17 protein-coding genes are annotated in these 19612 nt (G+C 38.6%); 12 read left to right on the top strand and 5 right to left on the bottom strand.

The annotated features are described in order from the left end of the window. Positions 1-60 precede the first annotated feature (60 nt). Complete coding sequence (gene glp, locus QMA08_RS00085) at positions 61-1278, top strand: gephyrin-like molybdotransferase Glp (protein ID WP_290173283.1); 1218 nt, start codon at positions 61-63, stop codon at positions 1276-1278. Positions 1279-1332: 54 nt separating this feature from the next. Here the strand turns inward: glp and QMA08_RS00080 are convergent, their stop codons facing one another. Further along, entirely contained in the window at positions 1333-1785 is a 453-nt protein-coding gene (locus tag QMA08_RS00080) for a hypothetical protein (RefSeq protein WP_039488107.1), read from the bottom strand. A 112-nt stretch (positions 1786-1897) separates the two neighbouring features. Further along, positions 1898-3322: a sodium-dependent transporter gene (locus tag QMA08_RS00075; RefSeq protein WP_138489223.1), complete on the bottom strand. Its 1425-nt coding sequence runs from the start codon at positions 3320-3322 to the stop codon at positions 1898-1900. 189 nt (positions 3323-3511) lie between these two features. Here QMA08_RS00075 and QMA08_RS00070 point away from each other — a divergent pair, with 189 nt between their 5' ends. The 6 genes from QMA08_RS00070 (at position 3512) to QMA08_RS00045 (ending at position 8005) form a co-directional block, all read left to right on the top strand. Then, entirely contained in the window at positions 3512-3814 is a 303-nt protein-coding gene (locus tag QMA08_RS00070) for a YciI family protein (RefSeq protein WP_039488129.1), read from the top strand. Positions 3815-3976: 162 nt separating this feature from the next. Next, entirely contained in the window at positions 3977-4234 is a 258-nt protein-coding gene (locus tag QMA08_RS00065) for a PepSY domain-containing protein (protein WP_002959808.1), read from the top strand. 3 nt (positions 4235-4237) lie between these two features. After that, positions 4238-4912 carry a response regulator transcription factor gene (locus tag QMA08_RS00060; RefSeq protein WP_002959806.1) on the top strand — a complete coding sequence of 225 codons (675 nt, stop codon included), beginning with the start codon at positions 4238-4240 and terminating at the stop codon, positions 4910-4912. Next, positions 4906-6243, top strand: coding sequence for an ATP-binding protein (locus tag QMA08_RS00055; protein WP_002959804.1), 1338 nt, complete (start codon positions 4906-4908; stop codon positions 6241-6243). Before QMA08_RS00060 ends, QMA08_RS00055 begins: the two co-directional genes overlap by 7 nt. Further along, on the top strand, positions 6230-6640 hold the full coding sequence (locus tag QMA08_RS00050) for a hypothetical protein (RefSeq protein WP_024595418.1): 411 nt from the start codon (positions 6230-6232) through the stop codon (positions 6638-6640). The genes QMA08_RS00055 and QMA08_RS00050 overlap by 14 nt, the downstream gene beginning before the upstream one ends. 285 nt (positions 6641-6925) lie before the next feature. After that, positions 6926-8005 (top strand): FAD-dependent oxidoreductase, encoded by a 1080-nt coding sequence (locus QMA08_RS00045; protein ID WP_290173282.1) that lies wholly within the window; start codon positions 6926-6928, stop codon positions 8003-8005. A gap of 69 nt (positions 8006-8074) precedes the next feature. On the opposite strand, the gene QMA08_RS00040 is transcribed toward QMA08_RS00045, so the two are convergent. Further along, positions 8075-9112: an AI-2E family transporter gene (locus QMA08_RS00040; protein WP_002959797.1), complete on the bottom strand. Its 1038-nt coding sequence runs from the start codon at positions 9110-9112 to the stop codon at positions 8075-8077. 170 nt (positions 9113-9282) lie between these two features. Between QMA08_RS00040 and QMA08_RS00035 the strand changes: the two genes are divergently transcribed. Together QMA08_RS00035 and QMA08_RS00030 are read left to right on the top strand one after the other, a co-directional pair. Continuing rightward, the gene (locus QMA08_RS00035) at positions 9283-10173 is read left to right on the top strand and encodes a TIGR01777 family oxidoreductase (RefSeq protein WP_290173281.1); all 891 of its coding nucleotides are present in this window, start codon (positions 9283-9285) and stop codon (positions 10171-10173) included. A 155-nt stretch (positions 10174-10328) separates the two neighbouring features. Then, entirely contained in the window at positions 10329-11492 is a 1164-nt protein-coding gene (locus QMA08_RS00030) for a GGDEF domain-containing protein (protein ID WP_290173280.1), read from the top strand. Between the two features lie 134 nt (positions 11493-11626). Here the strand turns inward: QMA08_RS00030 and QMA08_RS00025 are convergent, their stop codons facing one another. Both QMA08_RS00025 and QMA08_RS00020 read right to left on the bottom strand, forming a co-directional pair. After that, the gene (locus QMA08_RS00025) at positions 11627-14179 is read right to left on the bottom strand and encodes a glycoside hydrolase family 3 N-terminal domain-containing protein (protein ID WP_290173279.1); all 2553 of its coding nucleotides are present in this window, start codon (positions 14177-14179) and stop codon (positions 11627-11629) included. Continuing rightward, positions 14179-15453, bottom strand: coding sequence for a sugar MFS transporter (locus QMA08_RS00020; RefSeq protein ID WP_002959789.1), 1275 nt, complete (start codon positions 15451-15453; stop codon positions 14179-14181). Before QMA08_RS00020 ends, QMA08_RS00025 begins: the two co-directional genes overlap by 1 nt. A 268-nt stretch (positions 15454-15721) precedes the next feature. Here QMA08_RS00020 and QMA08_RS00015 point away from each other — a divergent pair, with 268 nt between their 5' ends. The 3 genes from QMA08_RS00015 to QMA08_RS00005 all read left to right on the top strand — a co-directional run bounded on the left by QMA08_RS00015 (position 15722) and on the right by QMA08_RS00005 (position 19486). After that, positions 15722-17050: a GH1 family beta-glucosidase gene (locus QMA08_RS00015; protein ID WP_290173278.1), complete on the top strand. Its 1329-nt coding sequence runs from the start codon at positions 15722-15724 to the stop codon at positions 17048-17050. 46 nt (positions 17051-17096) lie between these two features. Next, positions 17097-18419, top strand: a complete 1323-nt coding sequence (locus tag QMA08_RS00010) for an MFS transporter (protein WP_278381787.1) — start codon at positions 17097-17099, stop codon at positions 18417-18419. A gap of 62 nt (positions 18420-18481) precedes the next feature. After that, positions 18482-19486, top strand: coding sequence for a LacI family DNA-binding transcriptional regulator (locus tag QMA08_RS00005; protein WP_290173277.1), 1005 nt, complete (start codon positions 18482-18484; stop codon positions 19484-19486). The last annotated feature ends 126 nt before the right edge of the window (positions 19487-19612 follow it).

Below are 19612 nucleotides of genomic sequence, written 5' to 3'. Positions count from 1 at the left end.
GTAAAGCTTTGACATTATAAGTATTGTTTCAAAATAAAATGATTTAAGTAAGCAATATATATGAACGATGTTTGCAATGCACCCGGTTTATTACCAATTGAAACTGCAATACAAAATATACTTGGCACAATAACGCCAGTTAAAGACGTTGAAACCATTTCTATAATGCAAAGTGTTAATCGCGTTTTAGCAAGCGATGTTAAGTCAACTATAAACGTACCCGCTCATAACAACTCTGCAATGGATGGCTATGCGCTGTGTATTTCAGATAAAAGCTTAACCTACACACAAGTAGGTAGTGTGTTTGCGGGGCAAGTTTTTGAAGGAACACTTACCCCTGGTCAATGCGTAAGAATAATGACCGGCGCTGCCATTGCACCTGGCGCTAACGGCGTTGTAATGCAAGAAAACGCCTCGGTTGATGGCGATAAAATTACGTTTACTGCGCAACCAGAGTTAAATGAAAACGTGCGTTTTGCTGGCGAAGATATTGCAATCGACGATGTTATTTTAAAAGCAGGGGATAAATTAAAAGCCGTTGATGTGGGATTACTGGCATCTTTAGGAATTGCCAATATAGATGTGGTAAGAACCCTAAAAATAGCCGTGCTTTCTACAGGCGATGAGCTAATAGAACCTGGTCAGCCGCTTAAACAAGGCGCTATTTTTGAAAGCAACCGCGCTGTTATTATTAGTGCGCTACAACAAAAAAATATCGATGTGATTGATTTAGGAATAATCCCTGATGACAAAGAACTCATCACTAATGCATTTTTGAAAGCGAACGAACTTGCCGATGCCGTAATAAGCTCAGGCGGTGTATCGGTTGGTGAAGCCGACTTTACAAAAGAAGTGCTCAACGAAATTGGCGAAATTCACTTTTGGAAAATAGCCATGAAACCAGGTAAACCTTTTGCCTTTGGTAAACTAGCTAACAGTTACTTTTTTGGCTTGCCAGGTAACCCTGTGTCGGCTGCTGTTACGTTTAATCAGTTAGTAGAGCCTGCACTGCAAAAGCTGTCGGGACTTGGTGAAGTAAATCCTAAAATGCGCTTTAACGCGGTTACTACATCCGTTATTAAAAAGCGCCCAGGAAGAGCCGACTTTCAGCGCGGTACAGCAACAATTAACGAGCAAGGTGACTTAGTGGTTGCCCCGTTTAATAAACAGGGCTCGGGTGTACTTTCGTCGCTTAGTAAAGCTAACTGTTTAATTGTAGTGCCGGCGCAAAGCGGCAATATCGAAAAAGGCGCAACAGTAAGTATTGAGTTGCTATAAAGCCTAAAATGCTACAGCTAACTGTACAATTTAGCTGTAGCAATGCTGCAAACCTTAAAATATTTTTATATTTAATGTTTGAATTAAACAATTTAACTTTTCGCTACGCCCTACAAACTCTTCTTTGCTTAATCTATTAACGCACTTCAGCGCGTTTTTAGTTGCAAAGTATCTATCATAACTTAGGCTTCTTTCGCATTTAACACTATACGTTGAGGGCCAAGAGCCACCTGCCCCCGTTGCTATGCCAACAACGTTACATGTAGCGTCTATATACTGCTCCCATGCTTTTATTTGTGCTTTAACTGCATCAACTTGGTAATCATCAGTTAGTTGTGGGTAAATTTCATCCATCATTTTACTGATTTTAGTTTTATATCTATTGCCCTCTAAATTATAAATATTGCCGGTGTGCATTGCACCGCCTTCTGGCCAACCATCAGCGCTTTGTGCAAATGCGCCAAATGATGAAATAGCAAAAGCAAACCCAATAATAATTTTATTCATTTTAAATCCTTTTAATAGTTACCAGATACCTGAAAAAAAACGCTCATAAAAAATGCCGCTGAGCTTAGCTGAGCGGCATTATATTATTCAATAAGCTTCTAAAGAGGTCTATTTAAAAGCCAAATATTTTTAAGTGGAAAAACTTAGTCGCCACTGTATTTATAAATATCACAGCTAGAATGACAGGAATAAACGTTGAAAGTGAAAAGTTAACGTACTTTTCCATCAAGCTTCCCGCATAATTAGGCGAACCTAAGCTTAGCTCTTGCGTTAAGCGTGCTTTTTTCCAGCGATACATTACAAACAAACACACCATTAAGCCATTAAGCGGTAAAATTGTGTCGTAAAATACATCAACAATAATATCAAAAAAGCTCTTATTAACGCCGCCATAACTGGTGAACGAAGTAAGGCTGTCAATCATACCAAACGACATTGTACATAAAATAGTAAGTACACCGGTTGAAAGTGTAAGGATGCCCAATGCTTTTTTACGGCTAATACCTTTGCGGTCACTTAGTGTTGCTGTCGGTACTTCTACTATTGAAACAAGTGAGGTAATTGCTGCAAAAAAGACTAATAAGAAGAACGAGAACGCAACAATAGACGCACCCACATAGCCAATATCATTTTGCAGTGCTAATAATATTTTAGGTAGGTATACAAAAATCATCGATACAGACGAGTCAGAAAGTGCCGCAGGGTCTGTATTTGGATCAAAACTAAATATAGCCGGTAGCACCATTAAACCAGCTACAAACGCAACGAGTGAGTCAGTAATCGCAACCATTTTAGCGCTACTTACAATGTCATCCTTTTTAGAAATATACGACGCGTAAGTCATTAGGATGCCCATGCCCAAAGATAGCGAGAAAAACGCTTGGCTTAATGCGCCATTTAAGACACTTGCATTCATTTTAGAAAAATCAGGAATAATATAGTATTTAACCCCGGCCATTGCGTTATCAAGCGTTAATACATAAATAACGAGGGCAAGCAGCATAACCAATAAGGCGGGCATTAAAAACTTAGCGGCTTTTTCTATGCCCTGCTTAACACCGCCTAATAAAATTAAGTTGACCATAATAACCACAACGGCCATATAACCAAACACAGTGTAACTATTGATAAAAACACCAAAGTGGCCGGGATCTGCTAATAAATCTAAATTACCTAGGCCTGTTTGCGTTAAATAGCCAAAAATCCAAACAGTAATTACCATATAAAATACAGCAATCATAAATGGCGTAAGCACCGCTAAAAAGCCTGCAAACTTCCATTTTTTATCGTTATTAGATAATAGCTTATACGAGCCAAGTGGATCTTTTTGAGCGTTACGACCCATTGCCATTTCAGCCATCATGACTGGTAAACAAATGAATACGACAAATAAAGCGTAAATTAATAAAAATGCGCCGCCGCCATTTTTAGTAGCAGAAACCGGAAAGCCAACTAAATTACCAATACCAACAGCCGAACCTGCCGCCGCTAATATGAATCCGAGACGGGAACTAAATCGTTCTCTATTTTCGCTCATGCTTGAAACCTTTTTATTATTTTGTATATTTCAGCGACTCTACCAGTGTTACACAGAGATTTTCAAGCAATTACAGTGTAAAAATAAAATCGATGTGTAAACCTGTGTAAATACGCTTTTAATTCACCAATTTTCAACGCTGTGGTAGTATTGCGTTAATCAAATTTAACAATTTTTATGAGATTACTTATGTTGTACATGATTCATTCAACAGACGTTGAAAATAGCTTAGAGCTCAGAAAAGCAGCACGCCCTGCACATTTAGCGCGCCTTAGTGAGCTTGATTCTCAAAATCGTTTACTTACCGCAGGTCCGTTTCCGGCAGTCGATAGTGAAGATCCTCAAGAAGCAGGTTTTACCGGTTCATTAGTTGTAGCTGAGTTTGAGTCAATTGAAGCCGCTCGAGAATGGGCAGCAGCTGACCCTTACGTTGCCGCTGGCATCTATGAAAATACAGTTGTTAAACCTTTCAAAAAAGTGTTCCCTGCTTAAAAGTGTATTAAACCCTAAGAGCGTGCGTTGCACTGTAATTCAGGGTTTGTTCACAAGATTTTAATTAAAATTACTGAGATAAAAGCGAATTTAGCGTTTTTACTTGAATTTTAGTAACTTAGTTAATTAAACTAAGTGGGTCTGGTCTAGGAGTTTTCCATTATGCGCGTATTATTAAGCCTCGGTTTTATTGCTTGTGTTAGCTTAGCTAACTTTGCTCAAGCAGCGACGGCCACCCAAGCATCTCATGCTGAGGTGGACAAAAAGAAAGCCGTAATACTTGCAAAGAAAACAATAGGCGGTAAGACCTTAAAAATTACCGAAAAAACAGATTTTTATACCGTACGAATACTCAAATCTGACGGCCACGTCGTTGATTTACATATAAATAAAAAAACCGGCGAAGTGAAAAAGGATTAACAAATGCGAATTTTAGTTATTGAAGACGATTTACATTTAGCAGATAACCTACGTAATGCTTTAGAAAAAGAACGTTACAGCGTGGATTTATGCCACGATGGTGAAGCAGGTCTTTTCCACATTACAGAATACCCGCTTGATATGGCCGTAGTTGATTTAGGTTTACCTAAAATAGACGGTATTGAGCTAATCAATAAAGCACGAGCACAAGGCATTACTATTCCTATTTTAATCTTAACAGCGCGCGATCGCTGGCAGGATAAAGTAGAAGGTTTAGATGCAGGTGCTGATGACTACCTTACCAAACCATTTCATGTTGAAGAACTTATTGCACGTTGTAATGCATTAATTCGTCGCAGTGCTGGTAAAGCAAATCCAGAAATGACTGCGGGCCCAATTAAAATTCATACACGTTCACAACAAGTATGGGTTGATGATAAAGAGCTTAGCCTTACAGCTTACGAATATAAAGTACTTGAATACTTAATGGTAAATCCGCAAAAAGTAATTTCTAAATCAGAACTTACTGAGCATATTTACGACCAAGATTTCGACCTTGATTCAAACGTAATTGAAGTATTTGTACTACGTTTGCGTAAAAAGCTTGACCCTGATGGCGTGCTAAACCCAGTAGAGACACTACGTGGGCGTGGTTACAGGCTTAAAAGCCAGTGGTAATACCGCAAATATCGTTAAAAATAAGGCAAGGATTTATCCTTGTCTTTGTTTTATTAGTCGCGCTCCCTATCTTATTTTATTCAATTGGCAAAGCGTATTACGCTTCACTTGTTGATGCGACTGAAAAAACTCTCGAAGCACAGCTTTACTCGCTAATATCTGAAGTCGACTTTACTGAGCATGGTATTATTATGCCCAGCACTATATTAGCGCCTGAGTTAAACAGATTAAATTCAGATACCTACGCTATGATTTACCGCGATGATGATCCTGTTTGGAACTCAGAATCGGCTGTAAACTTAAACTATGTTCCTCAACAAATAGAAACCAAAGCCGGTGCTGCCGATTTCAGGCGCGTGGAGTATAATAACACCGCGTACTGGCAACTTAGCCTGACTGTAATTTTAAATAACATAGATCAATCAGAACAAGCTCGCTTTATATTAGTTAAACGTAATGACGCTCTACTTCGTTTAATGGATGGTTTTAAGCAAACCCTTGTAGATTGGATGTTTATAATGGGCATTGCAATTGCAGGCTTGATGGCGATTGGTTTTATTTGGAGCGCTCGCCCACTCCAACGACTCGATAAAGAAATAAAAGCAATTGAATCGGGTGATATTCAAGAAATTAAAGGCCTCTACCCTGTAGAACTGCAAACAATAAAAGCAGACCTAAATTTGCTACTTGAGTCGCAACAACGCCAAAAAGAGCGCTACAGAGCCTCATTAAGCGACCTTGCTCATGCACTTAAAACACCGCTTGCGGTACTTAAATCAAGTCCATTGGCAAACGATGCCGATGCACAAGAACAACTCGACCGAATTAATGTGATGATCGAGCACCAATTAAAGCGTGCTGCAACCGGCGCATCAGACACTTGGAAAAAACAAACACCTATTAAGCCAGTACTCGATTCAATACTCAGTGCTATGGCAAAAGTGTACCGTGATAAAGATATTATTTTTACCTGCACCGTAACCGAAAAAGATTACTTTTTAGGTGACCAAACAGATTTAATGGAATTACTTGGCAACCTGATTGATAACGCCTGTAAAGCGTGTCGCTCACAAGTAGCAATACAAGTTATTCAAAGTAAAACTTTGTGTATTGGAATTAGCGATGATGGCCCTGGCGTACCAGAGGACAAACGTGAATCTTTACTTACACGTGGTACTCGCCTCGATACATACGAAAGCGGACACGGCGTAGGGATGGCAATTGTATCTGACTTGGTTAAGTCCTATCGCGGTACACTTACCATTACAGAAGCTGATAACTTAGGCGGCGCTCAATTTATTTTAGAGTTTAATTACAATGACAAAAAGTAACTATTTATTAAAACTAACTGCCATTGTGTTATTAGCTTCAAGCCAATACAGCTTTGCAGATGAGGCATGTACTTTAGCCGCTAAAGCAACAACCGATGAAGCTAAGCGATATATTCAATGCCTAGATAGCCAAATTGATAAAGCAAAACAAGCACAAGGCAGTTGGATACAAAAGCGTAAATATGAGCTAACTAAATCACAAGAAAGCACAGGCAATACGCAAGTGCTGCCGTTATTTATGCGCAGCATTAAAAATAATGAAAAGTACCTTGAGAGCGCCTGCCAATGGCGCTACTTAATAAAACTTCCTAATGCGACAACCGCAGCCATTAGCTATAAACTGTGTGAAATTGAGCTTATAAATCAATTTACAGAATCACTAAAACACCCATTTTGACGTAACTTAAGCACACTAAACTAGTTATACCAACCTGCATAAATCTTTGATCAATTTAACGAATTAAATTGCACTATAACGTCGTTAAAAATTTTTTATTTAGAACAACTAGATACAAAAATTTTTGCCTAGTTCTAGCGTAATTTTCTTAACGTTAAATAGACCTCGTATATAAGCAGATTGGTATTACGTTTCACTACTAGTTCCCTTTAGTCTACTTGACAATTTATTCATATCAAAACAAACTACCTACTAGTAGATTGCTAAAAACTAATGGATAAACAGATGACTAAACCAGTAATTATTATAGGTGGCGGGCTTGCTGGTTTATACAGTGCGTATAAATTACAACTACTTAATATTGAGTACTTATTATTAGAGGCTAAATCGCAATTGGGTGGCCGAATTTTTGCCGCGCAATCACCAATAAATAACGATGTTAGTTTTGATTTGGGTCCTACGTGGATATTTCCCCACCAACCAAATATTCAAGCGCTAATAAAGTCACTCAACTTAAATATATTTGAGCAATACAATAAAGGTGATGTGTTATATCAAGCACCTAACGCCAAGCAACCTCAACAAATTGCAGGTGCTGGAGATATGCAACTATTTAGACTCAAACACAGCATGAATACCTTAATAACTGCCTTATACGAGCAACTTAATCCTGATTCAGTGCTATTAGAACACAATGTCACTGAGCTTAAAAAAGGTGATAATAACTGGCAAATTACGGTTAATCACTTAGGCAATATAAAGCACTTTACTACTGGTAAATTAATTTCAGCAATTCCTCCTCGTATGGTTACAACGCATTTAACACCTGAACTATGGGCGACTCCAACACTCATAAACCGCCTTAGTAGCGTACCTACATGGATGGCAGGACAAGCCAAGTTTATAGCTACTTTTGAACATGCATTTTGGCGTGATAAAAACTTATCTGGGCAATGCTTTAGCCGCGTAGGCCCTATGGTCGAAATTCACGATGCCAGTGCTGAGGATAGTAATTACGCCGCATTATTTGGCTTTATAGGTGTCCCCTACTTATCACGAAACCAAGTAACTCAAGAGCAATTAATTCAAGCCTGTGCCCAACAGCTCAGCTACTTTTATGGTAAGGATGCTGAAAAGGCAACCGGATACTTTATTAAAGACTGGGCAGAGGATAAATTTGTAGCTAATAGAGACGATCAAACTCAGCCTTCACGGCACCCAGAATTTGATTTTTCAAACTTGGAAGAGCAATTAAGTAACCTCAACATTCATTTTGTAGCGAGTGAGTTTGCAAAACAAGAAGCAGGATATTTAGAAGGCGCAATAAACGCTGTGGATGACGCTATTAAATCGTTTGTTAATTAATAGCCTTGTATTTACTGATAATTTAACCATCAAGGGTTTTAATTTTACAGCCCTTGATGGTTATAAATGTTAGTTATTTTTAGTAACGTCTTCACCACTGCCCAGTAAAGTGGCAACCCACTTGCCCTCTGCACTGGCTTCTAGGGCTATTTTTACAATCATTGTTAATGGTACAGATAAAAGCATACCCACAGTACCTAATAACCAGCCCCAAAATATTAATGATAAAAACACCACTAACGTTGAAAGACCCAGCCCTTTACCCAAAAATTTAGGCTCTACAATATTACCCATTACCGTATTTATTGTTAAATATCCTGCAGCAACAAGTCCTGCCACTAACGGGCCTTGAGTAATAAGGGCAAGTAATACAGCTGGTACAGCCGCAATAATTGAACCTATATTTGGAATGTAATTGAACATAAATGCCAACACGCCCCAAAGCACAAAGTAGTCAACGTCTAAAATCCATAAGTAAAACGCAGCAATAATACCCGTCCCTAAACTTACTAGCGTTTTAATTGCCAAGTATGAATTAATAGATTCTAAAAAGCGGTCAATTTGCTTCATTTTACTATCAGGGTCTTCAAGTGCCATGTGTATTTTTTTGCTCAGCATTGGCCCTTCAAACAGCATAAAAACAACCGTTAAAATAATTAAAAACATGTTTGCCATTACGCCACCTAACCCAGTGAGCATATTAGTGGCCACATCAACCATTTTGCCAGGGTCGAACATATTAATTAACTGATCTTTATTGATCAGTATGTTGTATTGAGATGCTAAATCGACCAGCCATACAAATTCTTCTTTAAGTTGTGTTTTATACTCAGGAAGCTGCTGAGAAAAATCGTTGATAGATTGCCCTACAAGCCCGCCAAGGCTTACCCCCAAGCCAACTATAATCAGCACGACCAACATAACAGCAATGCTTTTAGGAATTTTGTAGCGCGCAAAAAACTTAATAAGCGGATTACAAATAATGGCAATAAATGCCGCCAAAATAAACGGAATAATAATTACACTCGCCGCTTTTATCCCCGCGAGTACGACCACTAAGGAAGCAAAAACTATTAAGCTTTTATTTACTCCAGTTAAACTTGCCAATTTATTAATCCTTTTATTAACTATATCGTCCCAGTGTAAGGCAAAAGGTAATTAAATGAAATAATTACGAAGTGATCATAAAAGCCTGTTTTACGTATAAATTTGCAAAGCTGTTTGCTAGCGAGTATGTTTTTTAATCACTTGCTTCTATTTTATTGTAAGGATGAATAATGCATATATTTATAACTGGCGCGACCGGATTAATTGGTAAGCACTTAAGCCCTTTTTTACTTCATCATAATACTGTTACTGTACTTAGCCGCAATCCAACTAAAGCAAACGTATTATTAGGCCACAAAGTTAAAGCCGTAAGTGACATTAGTGATGTTGACTTTAACACTGTTGATATCGTTATTAATCTCGCTGGCGAGCCGATTGTAAATAAACGCTGGAGCGACAAACAAAAGCAAATAATACGAAACAGTCGTATTGATATTACACAGCAAATTAGTGAAGCTATTAAAGCCTGTAGTACTGCTCCGCATACTTTTATATCTGGCAGTGCAATTGGTTTTTATGGTCGACAAAATAGTAATCCTATTGATGAAACTTTTGAAAGCCCACACGATGAATTTAGCCACCAGCTTTGTAAAGACTGGGAAAATGCAGCACTACTCGCCCAATCAGAACAAACCAGAGTATGCCTTTTGCGAACGGGTATTGTTTTAGCTAAAAAAGGAGGTGCACTTGGAAAAATGTTGCCTGCTTTTAAATTGTGTTTAGGCGGCCCGATTGGTAATGGCGAGCAAGGCATGTCGTGGATACACATAGACGATATGATTCAGCTAATACTCTTTATTATTAAACACCCAGAAATATCAGGCCCTGTTAACGCAACAGCCCCCAACCCTGTAAGCAATGCTCAATTTAGTAAAAGCTTAGGCGAGGCGCTCTCTCGACCTGCATTTATCACTATGCCAACCCAAGTACTTACACTATTAATGGGTGAAATGTCAGACTTACTAACAACGGGGCAATTTGTAGTCCCTAAAAAGGCACTAATTCATAATTATCGTTTTCATCATCCTGATATAAAATCGGCTTTAGAGAGCTTGGTTTAGCGGGCGTTAATATTCGTTCAGTTAAAATCCTTTTCAAATTAGATACATGGGTAAATCACTACTTTTTACCCATATTGACCTTTAAACATTAATACATAATAATCAGCAAGTTTTCCACGCCAACCACGCCTATCTTTAATAAAAGAGAATCTTAAATGCTACACCTGCCTACTGTGATCAGTCTCTCTTTTATTCTTAACGTATTAATAGGCTTGTTTTTTTTATCCGTACATAACTTTAAAAAACAAACATCATTTTTATTATTTGGCCTAGCGTGTATTACCTTTGCATTTGCCGAGTTACTTGCCTGTTTAAAGTTAGTAATAGACGCGCCTTTTATTACCCACTATTTGGCTGATATTTTTATATTACTAAGTCCATTGTTAATTATTATTGGGTTAAATAAATATAAGCACAGTAAGGCACTAAACTTAAAACCTCTGTATTGTCTCCTTGGATCAACGGGGGTTGCTTTATTACCCATATATTCAGACCCTGCAGGGCAAATGCTGACAAGCTTAATTATTTCGGTTTTATACCTATATTCCGCATATATTATTAAGCAGATGAACTTTGTAGCCACTTTGCAAAAAAAAGCGCTGATAGTTTGTTTTTCAATTCACAGCATTTTAATGCTTATACAAACAACACTGTTGGCAATATCTATTTTTAGTACTAATTCGCCAAACTACATAGAGCCACTGCAACTTATCTTAAGTAGTCATTTAATTTTAGCCACTTGTAGCGCACTAATATTGCCATACCTGCTGGCTTCTAATACAGAGCATACACTTTCAAGCCTTGCTAACACCGATACTTTAAGCCAATTACTTAATCGCCGTGGCTTTTTTACAAAAAGTAAAGAAGCACTAAGTGATCCTAAAAATATAGACAAAAATGTGTCTGTTATTTTGCTCGATATTGACTTTTTTAAACGTGTAAACGATCAGTTTGGTCACGAAGCGGGCGACCAAGCAATTAAGTGGATATCTCACTTTATTAAAGAGCAATTTTTAAATGTAGGTATTAGTGCCAGAATTGGCGGAGAAGAATTTGCCATTTTACTACCTGATTACACACTTAGTGCAGCAAAACGTGATGCTGAGCTATTAAGAAAGAATATAAGCACTCAAGCTTTTTATCATGAAAATCAGCATATAAAACTTTCCGTAAGCGCTGGGGTAAGTAATGCAATTAATGGGAATGCAACTATAAAAGAGCTGCTCGCTTATGCCGATAAACGCCTTTACTTAGCTAAAGAAACAGGCCGAGACAAAGTAGTAACCTTTGATGAAAAAAGCTTACTCACGAAAAGTTAATTGCTTTTAAGTGACTTATAAGCGCATTAAAAACAACTATATTTACACTACCATATTTTATCTAGCTAACACCTATCCATAAAAAAAGCCCTTCATTAGAAGGGCTTTGGTATACACACAATAAAGTTAATAAACTACTTACAAGACAGCGTAGCCTCGTCCGCTTTATTTGGCACAAACTGAATATTAGCTACAGAAATTGATGCTTTACCATTGCTGTGCAAGCTAAATGGGCTTGTAAGGCTTGCAAAATTAACACCCTTATCAGCAAAACAACCTAAATCGATTGATACTGACTGCCATTTATTTTCAATAGTTTTATCAACGACGTTTGCTAAATCAATGCTTGCACCACACTCACCAGAACAAGTCATAGCAAGGGCTACATCGCTCGTTAGTGCTTCGTTTAATTTAATATCAAAGCTAATCACACTGTTTGCTTCAACGTAGGCAATGGTATCTTCTGCAAAGCTTGTTACTATTTCAGCACTGGCTTTTTCTGCACCACTGAAGTTAAATTGGCGCGCGTCTTCTTGTACTGTTTTGTCCTCAGTACGGTATTTAATTGCACCAAATTCATGGGTACTACTCGATACATCTAAAAGCTCATCGCCCGATTTTAACAATAAGCGCCATGGTGCTACAGGTGCACCAACAAGTATATCCATACTTGTAAGCCCTGAGTTATCAAGTTTAGAGTCTTCATCAAGGTCGTCAGCTAGCACGTTTTTATCGCCATACGTTAAACCAAAACCATAAGGAAGTAATGGATCGTAATTTTCATCGCCTTTATTAACCGCAGTTTGTACCGCCGATTTAGGCCAAGAAAACGATAGCTTACCTTTAAAGTTATTTTGGATGGTGCCGTCTGCCGCTTTTAATAAAACATCAGCAATACCCGCACCTTCTGTACCAGGTAACCATGCAGCTACAAACGCATCAGATGCGTTAAGTTCGCTGTTCACCCACATAGGTCGACCTGAAATAAACACAGATACAACAGGGATACCTTGCTCTTTTAGCGAGCTTAAAAGTGCTAATGACTTTTTATTTCCGCGCTCAAACTCAAGGTTATCTTTATCGCCGTGCCCTTCTGCGTAAGGTTCTTCACCAAATACGACAATGGCAACATCAGGACGTTGTTCAAACGTACCATCAGCACTTAAAGTAACACTTCCACCTGCTGCAGATATTTGCTCTTCAAGCCCTTTGTAAATTGACGTTGCTCCAGGGAAGTCTGCATTTTTGTTATTGGTTCCCTGCCACGTAATACTCCAACCACCAGACTGTTTGCCTATGTTATCGGCACCATCACCAGCAACAAGTACGCGTTGATTAGCTGCGATAGGTAATAGGTTATTTTTATTTTTAAGTAATACAAGCGATTCGCGCACAGCTTGACGTGCTACTTCGCGATGCGCTTGCGCGCCAATAAGCTCTGTTTTACCCGAGTAAAGACGCTTAGCCGGACTTGGTTTATCAAATAACCCAGCGCGAAGTTTTACGCGTAAAATACGTGCAACCGCATCATCAATGCGGCTCATACTTATTTTACCTGCATTTACTTGTGCAATTGTATTTTCATATAGCGGCTTCCACGCGCCTGTTGGCACCATAAAAATATCAAGGCCAGCATTTACCGCTTCTGGGCAGCTTTCGTTAGTACAGCCTTTAATTTGCCCATGGCCGTTCCAATCTCCCACTACAAAACCATCAAAACCCATACGTGTTTTTAATACATCTGTAAGTAAGTATTTATTGCCGTGATTTTTAACGCCATTCCAGCTATTAAAAGACGCCATAACAGATTGACTACCCGCCGACAAACCACCTACGTAACCTTGAGCATGAATATCAAATAGCGATTGCTCGCTGTCTATATTATTTCCCTGATCATCCCCATCAACAGTGCCGCCATCGCCAATAAAATGCTTAACCGTGCTAATAACGCGCTTATCACTTAAAAAGTCGCCATCGGCTTTACCTTGCAATCCATTTACAATCGCTGCTGAGTAATCGTGAACAATTTTTGGATCCTCAGAATAGCCTTCGTACGTTCTGCCCCATCGGTCGTCTCGTACTACTGCTACAGTAGGTGCAAATACCCAATCTATTCCCGTAGCCATTACTTCTACTGCGGTAATAGACGCTATTTGCTCTATTAAATCTGGGTTATTAGCCGCACCTAAACCAATATTATGTGGAAAAAGTGTCGCGCCAATTACGTTATTATGACCATGTACTGCATCGGTGCCCCACATAGTTGGAATTTTGCTGCCATCCACTGAGTCATCAATAGATGCTTGATACATTTTTTCTGCAAGTGCAACCCAATCCTCTGGCGTTGCATGCTTATCGCCATTAGGAAAAGCACCACCGCCATTAAGGTAAGAGCCAAAACCATATTTACGCATGTCTTCAACGGTAATATCACGAATTTCTGGTTGAATCATTTGCGCTACTTTTTGCTCAAGCGTCATATTTTCTAAAAACGTGACAATTTGAGCTTCAATAGCTGGGTCTTTTTTCACTGCAATTGAAAGCTTTGGCCAAATTTTCTCAAGCTCTGATTGCGCTTCAACATTTACTTTTTCAACATTGCTTTCGTTAGTACATCCGCTTAGTGCAGTAACACTTCCTACTAACGTTGCAATTGCTAATGCATTAAGTTTAAAAGTCGTTTTCATTATGATGGCTCCTTCACTAATACTGGTTTGCTGCCTCGTAGGCCGTAAAAAACAATGAATATGTAACATAAAATAGGTAAAACATACGAAAGTTGAACACCCACACTATCAGCAAGCGCACCTTGTAAAAGTGGCACTATTGCACCACCTACAATCGCCAAACACAAAATACCAGAGCCTTGAGCGGTATGCTTACCAAGTCCATTTAACGCTAAACTAAAAATAGTTGGGAACATAATAGAATTAAATAAACCAACCAATAGTATTGACCACATTGCTAATTGACCCGATGTGCTCATGGCAATAATGACTAAAATGATAGCCATGGTTGCGTTAAAGCCAAGTACTTTACCTGCGGGTAGTTTTTGCATTACAGCGGCACCAATAAAACGCCCAACCATAGCACCACCAAAATAATAAGTGATGTAATGAGCTGCAACATTCTCTTTTAGCCCTGCTATATTTTCTTGTGCTAAAAAGCTTACTAAAAAGCTACCAATTGCCACTTCGGCGCCTACATACATAAATATACCCACAGCACCTAATACAAGATGGCGATACTGCCAAGCACTGCCTTCAATTGCTTCTGATTTTTCGGCTTCTGCTTTTTGCTCGCTCATAATGTCTGGTAATTTAAGCCAAGCAAAAATACCGGCTAGTAAAATAAGCATTGCAGCTAAAAGGAGGTAAGGAAGTTGAACTGACTCTGCATTTTGAGCCGGTGTTAAAAAGGCTTCTGACGCTGAGTCTAGAATTAACAGAGCACCAAATGATGGCGCAACAGTGGTACCTAATGCATTAAAAGCTTGGGTAAGCGTAAGTCGAGACGACGCAGTTTTTGGTGAGCCCAACAAACTTACGTAAGGATTAGCAGATACTTGCAATAACGTTATACCGCTGGCAAGTACAAATAAAGCGAATAAAAATACAGGATAACTATGTAAAGACGCTGCTGGGTAAAATAATATACACCCGACTGCTGCAATTAATAATCCAATCACGATGCCTTTTTTATATCCCACCTTTTTAACTATATAACCACTTGGAAGTGACATTAAAAAGTAAGCGCCAAAAAAGCAAAATTGAACCAACATGGCTTGTACATACGTTAAGTTAAATACGGCTTTTAAGTGTGGGATTAAAATATCATTTAAGCAGGTTATAAATCCCCACATAAAAAACAATGTTGTTAAAGAAGTTAATGCAAAACTGTAATTTTTATCCTGATAGTTTTGCGACTGTGTGTGTGTTGTCACTGGTGCTGAACTTGCCATGTGTTCTCCGTATTTTATTATTATAAATCTATTCTTAAGCTGCTCTGTTTTAGTTTTCAGCTGTCTTTAAACCATCCAGAAGCATTAAAGGGTTGACCTAAGAATTAATAAACACTAACCTTAAATGTAAGCGCTTTCATATGCAATTAAATACGAACAAGCTGTATATTTCAACACTTTTTATTTTTTGTACCACGCATACAGCATTAATTAAGCAAAAACACAGAGCTGATTTCTCTGTAAATGACTAACAAAAGGTTTGTTATTAATGACAAAATTATCACTACCACCCCATTCACCGCTTTTATCTAAAAACTTTGTATACGGTGTGGCCACGGCTTCTTTTCAAATAGAAGGCGGATCACAAGATCGCCTCCCATGTATTTGGGACTCTTTTTGCGATACGCCCAATAAAATAGTCGATAGCTCAAACGGTCATACCGCGTGCGATCACTATAACCTTTGGCGTGATGATATAGACCTTATTGAGTCCCTTGGCGTAGATGCTTACAGGCTTTCTATTTCATGGCCGCGCGTGATGACCCAAGACGCAAAGTTAAATCCTGTAGGCGTGAAGTTTTATACTGATATTTTAGATGAGCTAAAACGTCGCAATATTAAAGCCTTTGTTACTTTGTACCACTGGGATTTACCGCAACACCTTGAAGATGAAGGCGGTTGGCTTAACAGACAAACAGCTTACGCTTTTGAACATTACGTAAATTTAATTACTAAAGCCTTTGGCGATCGCGTTCACTCTTATGCCACATTGAATGAACCATTTTGTAGTGCGTTTTTAGGTTACGAAATTGGTATTCATGCCCCAGGTAAAGTGGGTAAAGAATATGGCCGTAAAGCAGCGCACCATTTATTATTAGCCCACGGACTCGCTATGAGCGTATTAAAGAAAAACTCGCCTAATACATTAAATGGCATAGTGCTTAACTTTACGCCGTGTTATAGCCTTACTCAAAGTGATGAAGACTTAAAAGCCACTGCATTTGCAGACGACTATCTTAATCAGTGGTATATAAAACCAATAATTGATGCCCAATATCCTGATATAATTAATCAATTACCATTGAACCATCAGCCTGAAATTCTTGAGGGCGATATGGAACTAATTTCTCAATCTATTGATTACTTAGGTATTAATTTTTATACCCGCCAAGTTTATAAAGCGCACCCTACTGACATTTATGAGCCTATTGCACCTACAGGCCCGCTAACTGATATGGGGTGGGAAATTTACCCGCAATCGTTCACTGACTTGCTCGTATCGCTTAATAAAACATACACCTTACCGCCTATTTATATAACCGAAAATGGTGCAGCAATGCCCGATACGTATAATAATGGTGAAGTTAACGACTTAGACCGTTTAAGTTATTATAATACTCATTTAAACGCGGTTCATAATGCAATTGAACAAGGTGTTGTTATACATGGCTACTTTGCTTGGAGCCTAATGGATAACTTTGAATGGGCAGAAGGCTATTTAAAACGTTTTGGTATTGTGTATGTAGATTATAAAACCCAGCAACGCACTATTAAAAACAGTGGCTTAGCTTATAAAGAACTCATCTCTAAAAGATAAGAGCATACCCATAACTAAAAACAAGTATAAAGCGGGATAAATAATCATGGTCAGTGTAAAAGAAAAAATAGCGTATGGCTTAGGCGACACCGCCAGTAATATTATTTTTCAAACAGTTATGATGTTTTTAATGCTGTACTACACAGACGTAGTGGGTTTATCACCCGCTGTTGTCGGTACTATGTTTTTAGCAGTACGTATTTTTGATGCCGTAACCGACCCATTAATGGGCAACCTTGCTGACAAAACACATACGCGCTGGGGGCACTTTCGCCCCTACTTACTTTGGCTTTCACTTCCTTTTGCCATTATTAGTATTTTAGCGTTTACTACGCCTGATTTAGAAGGCACCGATAAAATAATTTACGCCTTTACTACTTACACACTACTTATGGTGGCTTACACCGCTATCAATATTCCTTATTGTGCATTGGGCGGTGTACTTACTGCAGATGTTAAAGAGCGCGTGACTATTCAGTCTTACCGCTTTGTATTTGGTATGTTAGGCGGCGTAATAGTAGCGGGTTGTACTATGCCAATGGTTGAGTACTTTGGCCAAGGCGATGCAGCTAAGGGCTATCAATACACCATGACTGCAATGAGCATTTTAGGCTTTGTACTGTTTTTACTTTGTTTTTTAGGCACAAAAGAGCGTATACAACAGCCAAAAGAGCAAAACATTCCTTTTGCTCAAAGTGTTAAAGCATTAATTAAAAACGATCAATGGCGAACACTTTGCTTAGCTGCGTTTTTTTTACTTACCGGTCAAGTATTAAGGCTTACGCTTGCTGTTTACTACGTAAAATACTATTTAGGTCGAGACGATTTAATCACCTTATTTATGACACTAGGCGTTGCAGCAAGCATGCTAGGGTGTGCTTTAGCTCAACCGCTTGCAAAGCGCTTTTGTAAGATAAAAGCCTATATAAGCTTACAAGTTATTGCTGCCGCTATTTGTGGTTTTAGTTACTTTATTAGTAAAGATCAATTAGTACTCGCATTTACTGCCTTTATTTTATGGAAATTCTTTTTAGATATGGCAACCCCGTTGTTGTGGGCAAAAATGGCCGACACCATAGATTATGGGCATGAAAAAACAGGTGTACGCATTACGGGTTTAGTTTATTCAGGCGTTATATTTTTTATTAAAATGGGCGTGGCGGTAGGCGGCGCAATTGCAGGCTGGTTATTATCTTTTTACAGTTATCAGGCCGATGCAGTACAAACGCTTGATACCCAACACGGTATTTTACTGTCATTCACTGTACTACCTGCTTTTGGCTCATTATTTGTTGCCTACATAATGAAAAAATATACACTGACTAATCAGGTTGTTGAAAATATTCAATCTAAACTAACAACTAGTTAAGATATATACTCTAAGGTATTATTTAGCCGAAGTAGTTAAGGATAAGCGAGTGAACAAATAACATGGCAACAATTTATCAAGTTTCAGAGCTTGCGGGCGTATCGTTAGCCACCGTTTCTCGCGTGATGAACAAAAATACCCGTGTAAGCGATAAAACCAAACAAAAAGTGCTTGATGCCATGGAGCAGCTTGGCTACAAGCCTAACTCAATAGCGCAATCTTTAGCCTCTAACTGTACTAACAGTGTTGGTATTTTAGTGTCTGAGTTACATGGTCCTTTCTTTGCCCAAATGATGGCTGGTATTGAGTCGGAGCTTCGAGCTGCGGGTAAACACGTTATTATTACCACCGGGCACAGTGAAGAAGACAAAGAACAAGAAGGCATTGAGTTTTTAATTAGCAGACGCTGCGATGCTATTATTTTGCACGTAGAAGCCGTTTCAGACGACTACCTAATAAAACTAAGTAAAGGCTCTACGCCCGTTTATTTAATGAGCCGTTACGTAGAGCAATTAAAAGATAACTGTATCAGTTTAGATAATCAATTAGGTGGCTACCTAGCCACTAAATCGATATTAAATCAAGGCCATACACAAATAGCGTACATTGCAGGTCCGCAGTTTAAAGCCGATGCTTTTAACCGCTTAGAGGGTCATAAACAAGCACTCACAGAGGCTGATATTAAATTTGATCCTGCGCTTTATTATATTGGGGACTTTAACGAAACCGGTGGTAGTAAAGGCTTAAAACATTTTATTGATGAAAAGCTCAGCTTTACTGCACTAGTGTGCGCCAATGACGAAATGGCTTCCGGTGCTATGAAATATGCTCGAGAGCACGGTTATAATTTACCAAACGATTTATCGATTGTTGGATTTGATAACGTTATTTTTGCAAACTACCTGTACCCTACACTCACGACCATAGATAATCCGGTCGGAAAAATGGGCGAAATGGCTGCTAAATTAGTGCTTAAAGATGTTTATCAAAATAAAAACCTTGTTATAAATCGCTTTTTTGAACCTACTTTAATGCAGCGCGATTCATCTGCACCACTTATCAAGTAAAAACTAAAAGCGAATACTAATTTTGGTACAGAAAAAGCGGCTAAATGCTTAATGCCAGTCAGTTAAGCTGACTGGCATCTTTCTTTTTATGGGGATACTTAGATGGTTTTGGCTTAACCCATCGGG

This window comes from Pseudoalteromonas sp. APC 3355 (assembly GCF_030407615.1).
Lineage (GTDB): Bacteria > Pseudomonadota > Gammaproteobacteria > Enterobacterales > Alteromonadaceae > Pseudoalteromonas > Pseudoalteromonas distincta.
Note: the sequence above shows the minus strand (reverse complement) of the source record. Positions and strands in the feature narration are given on the sequence as shown.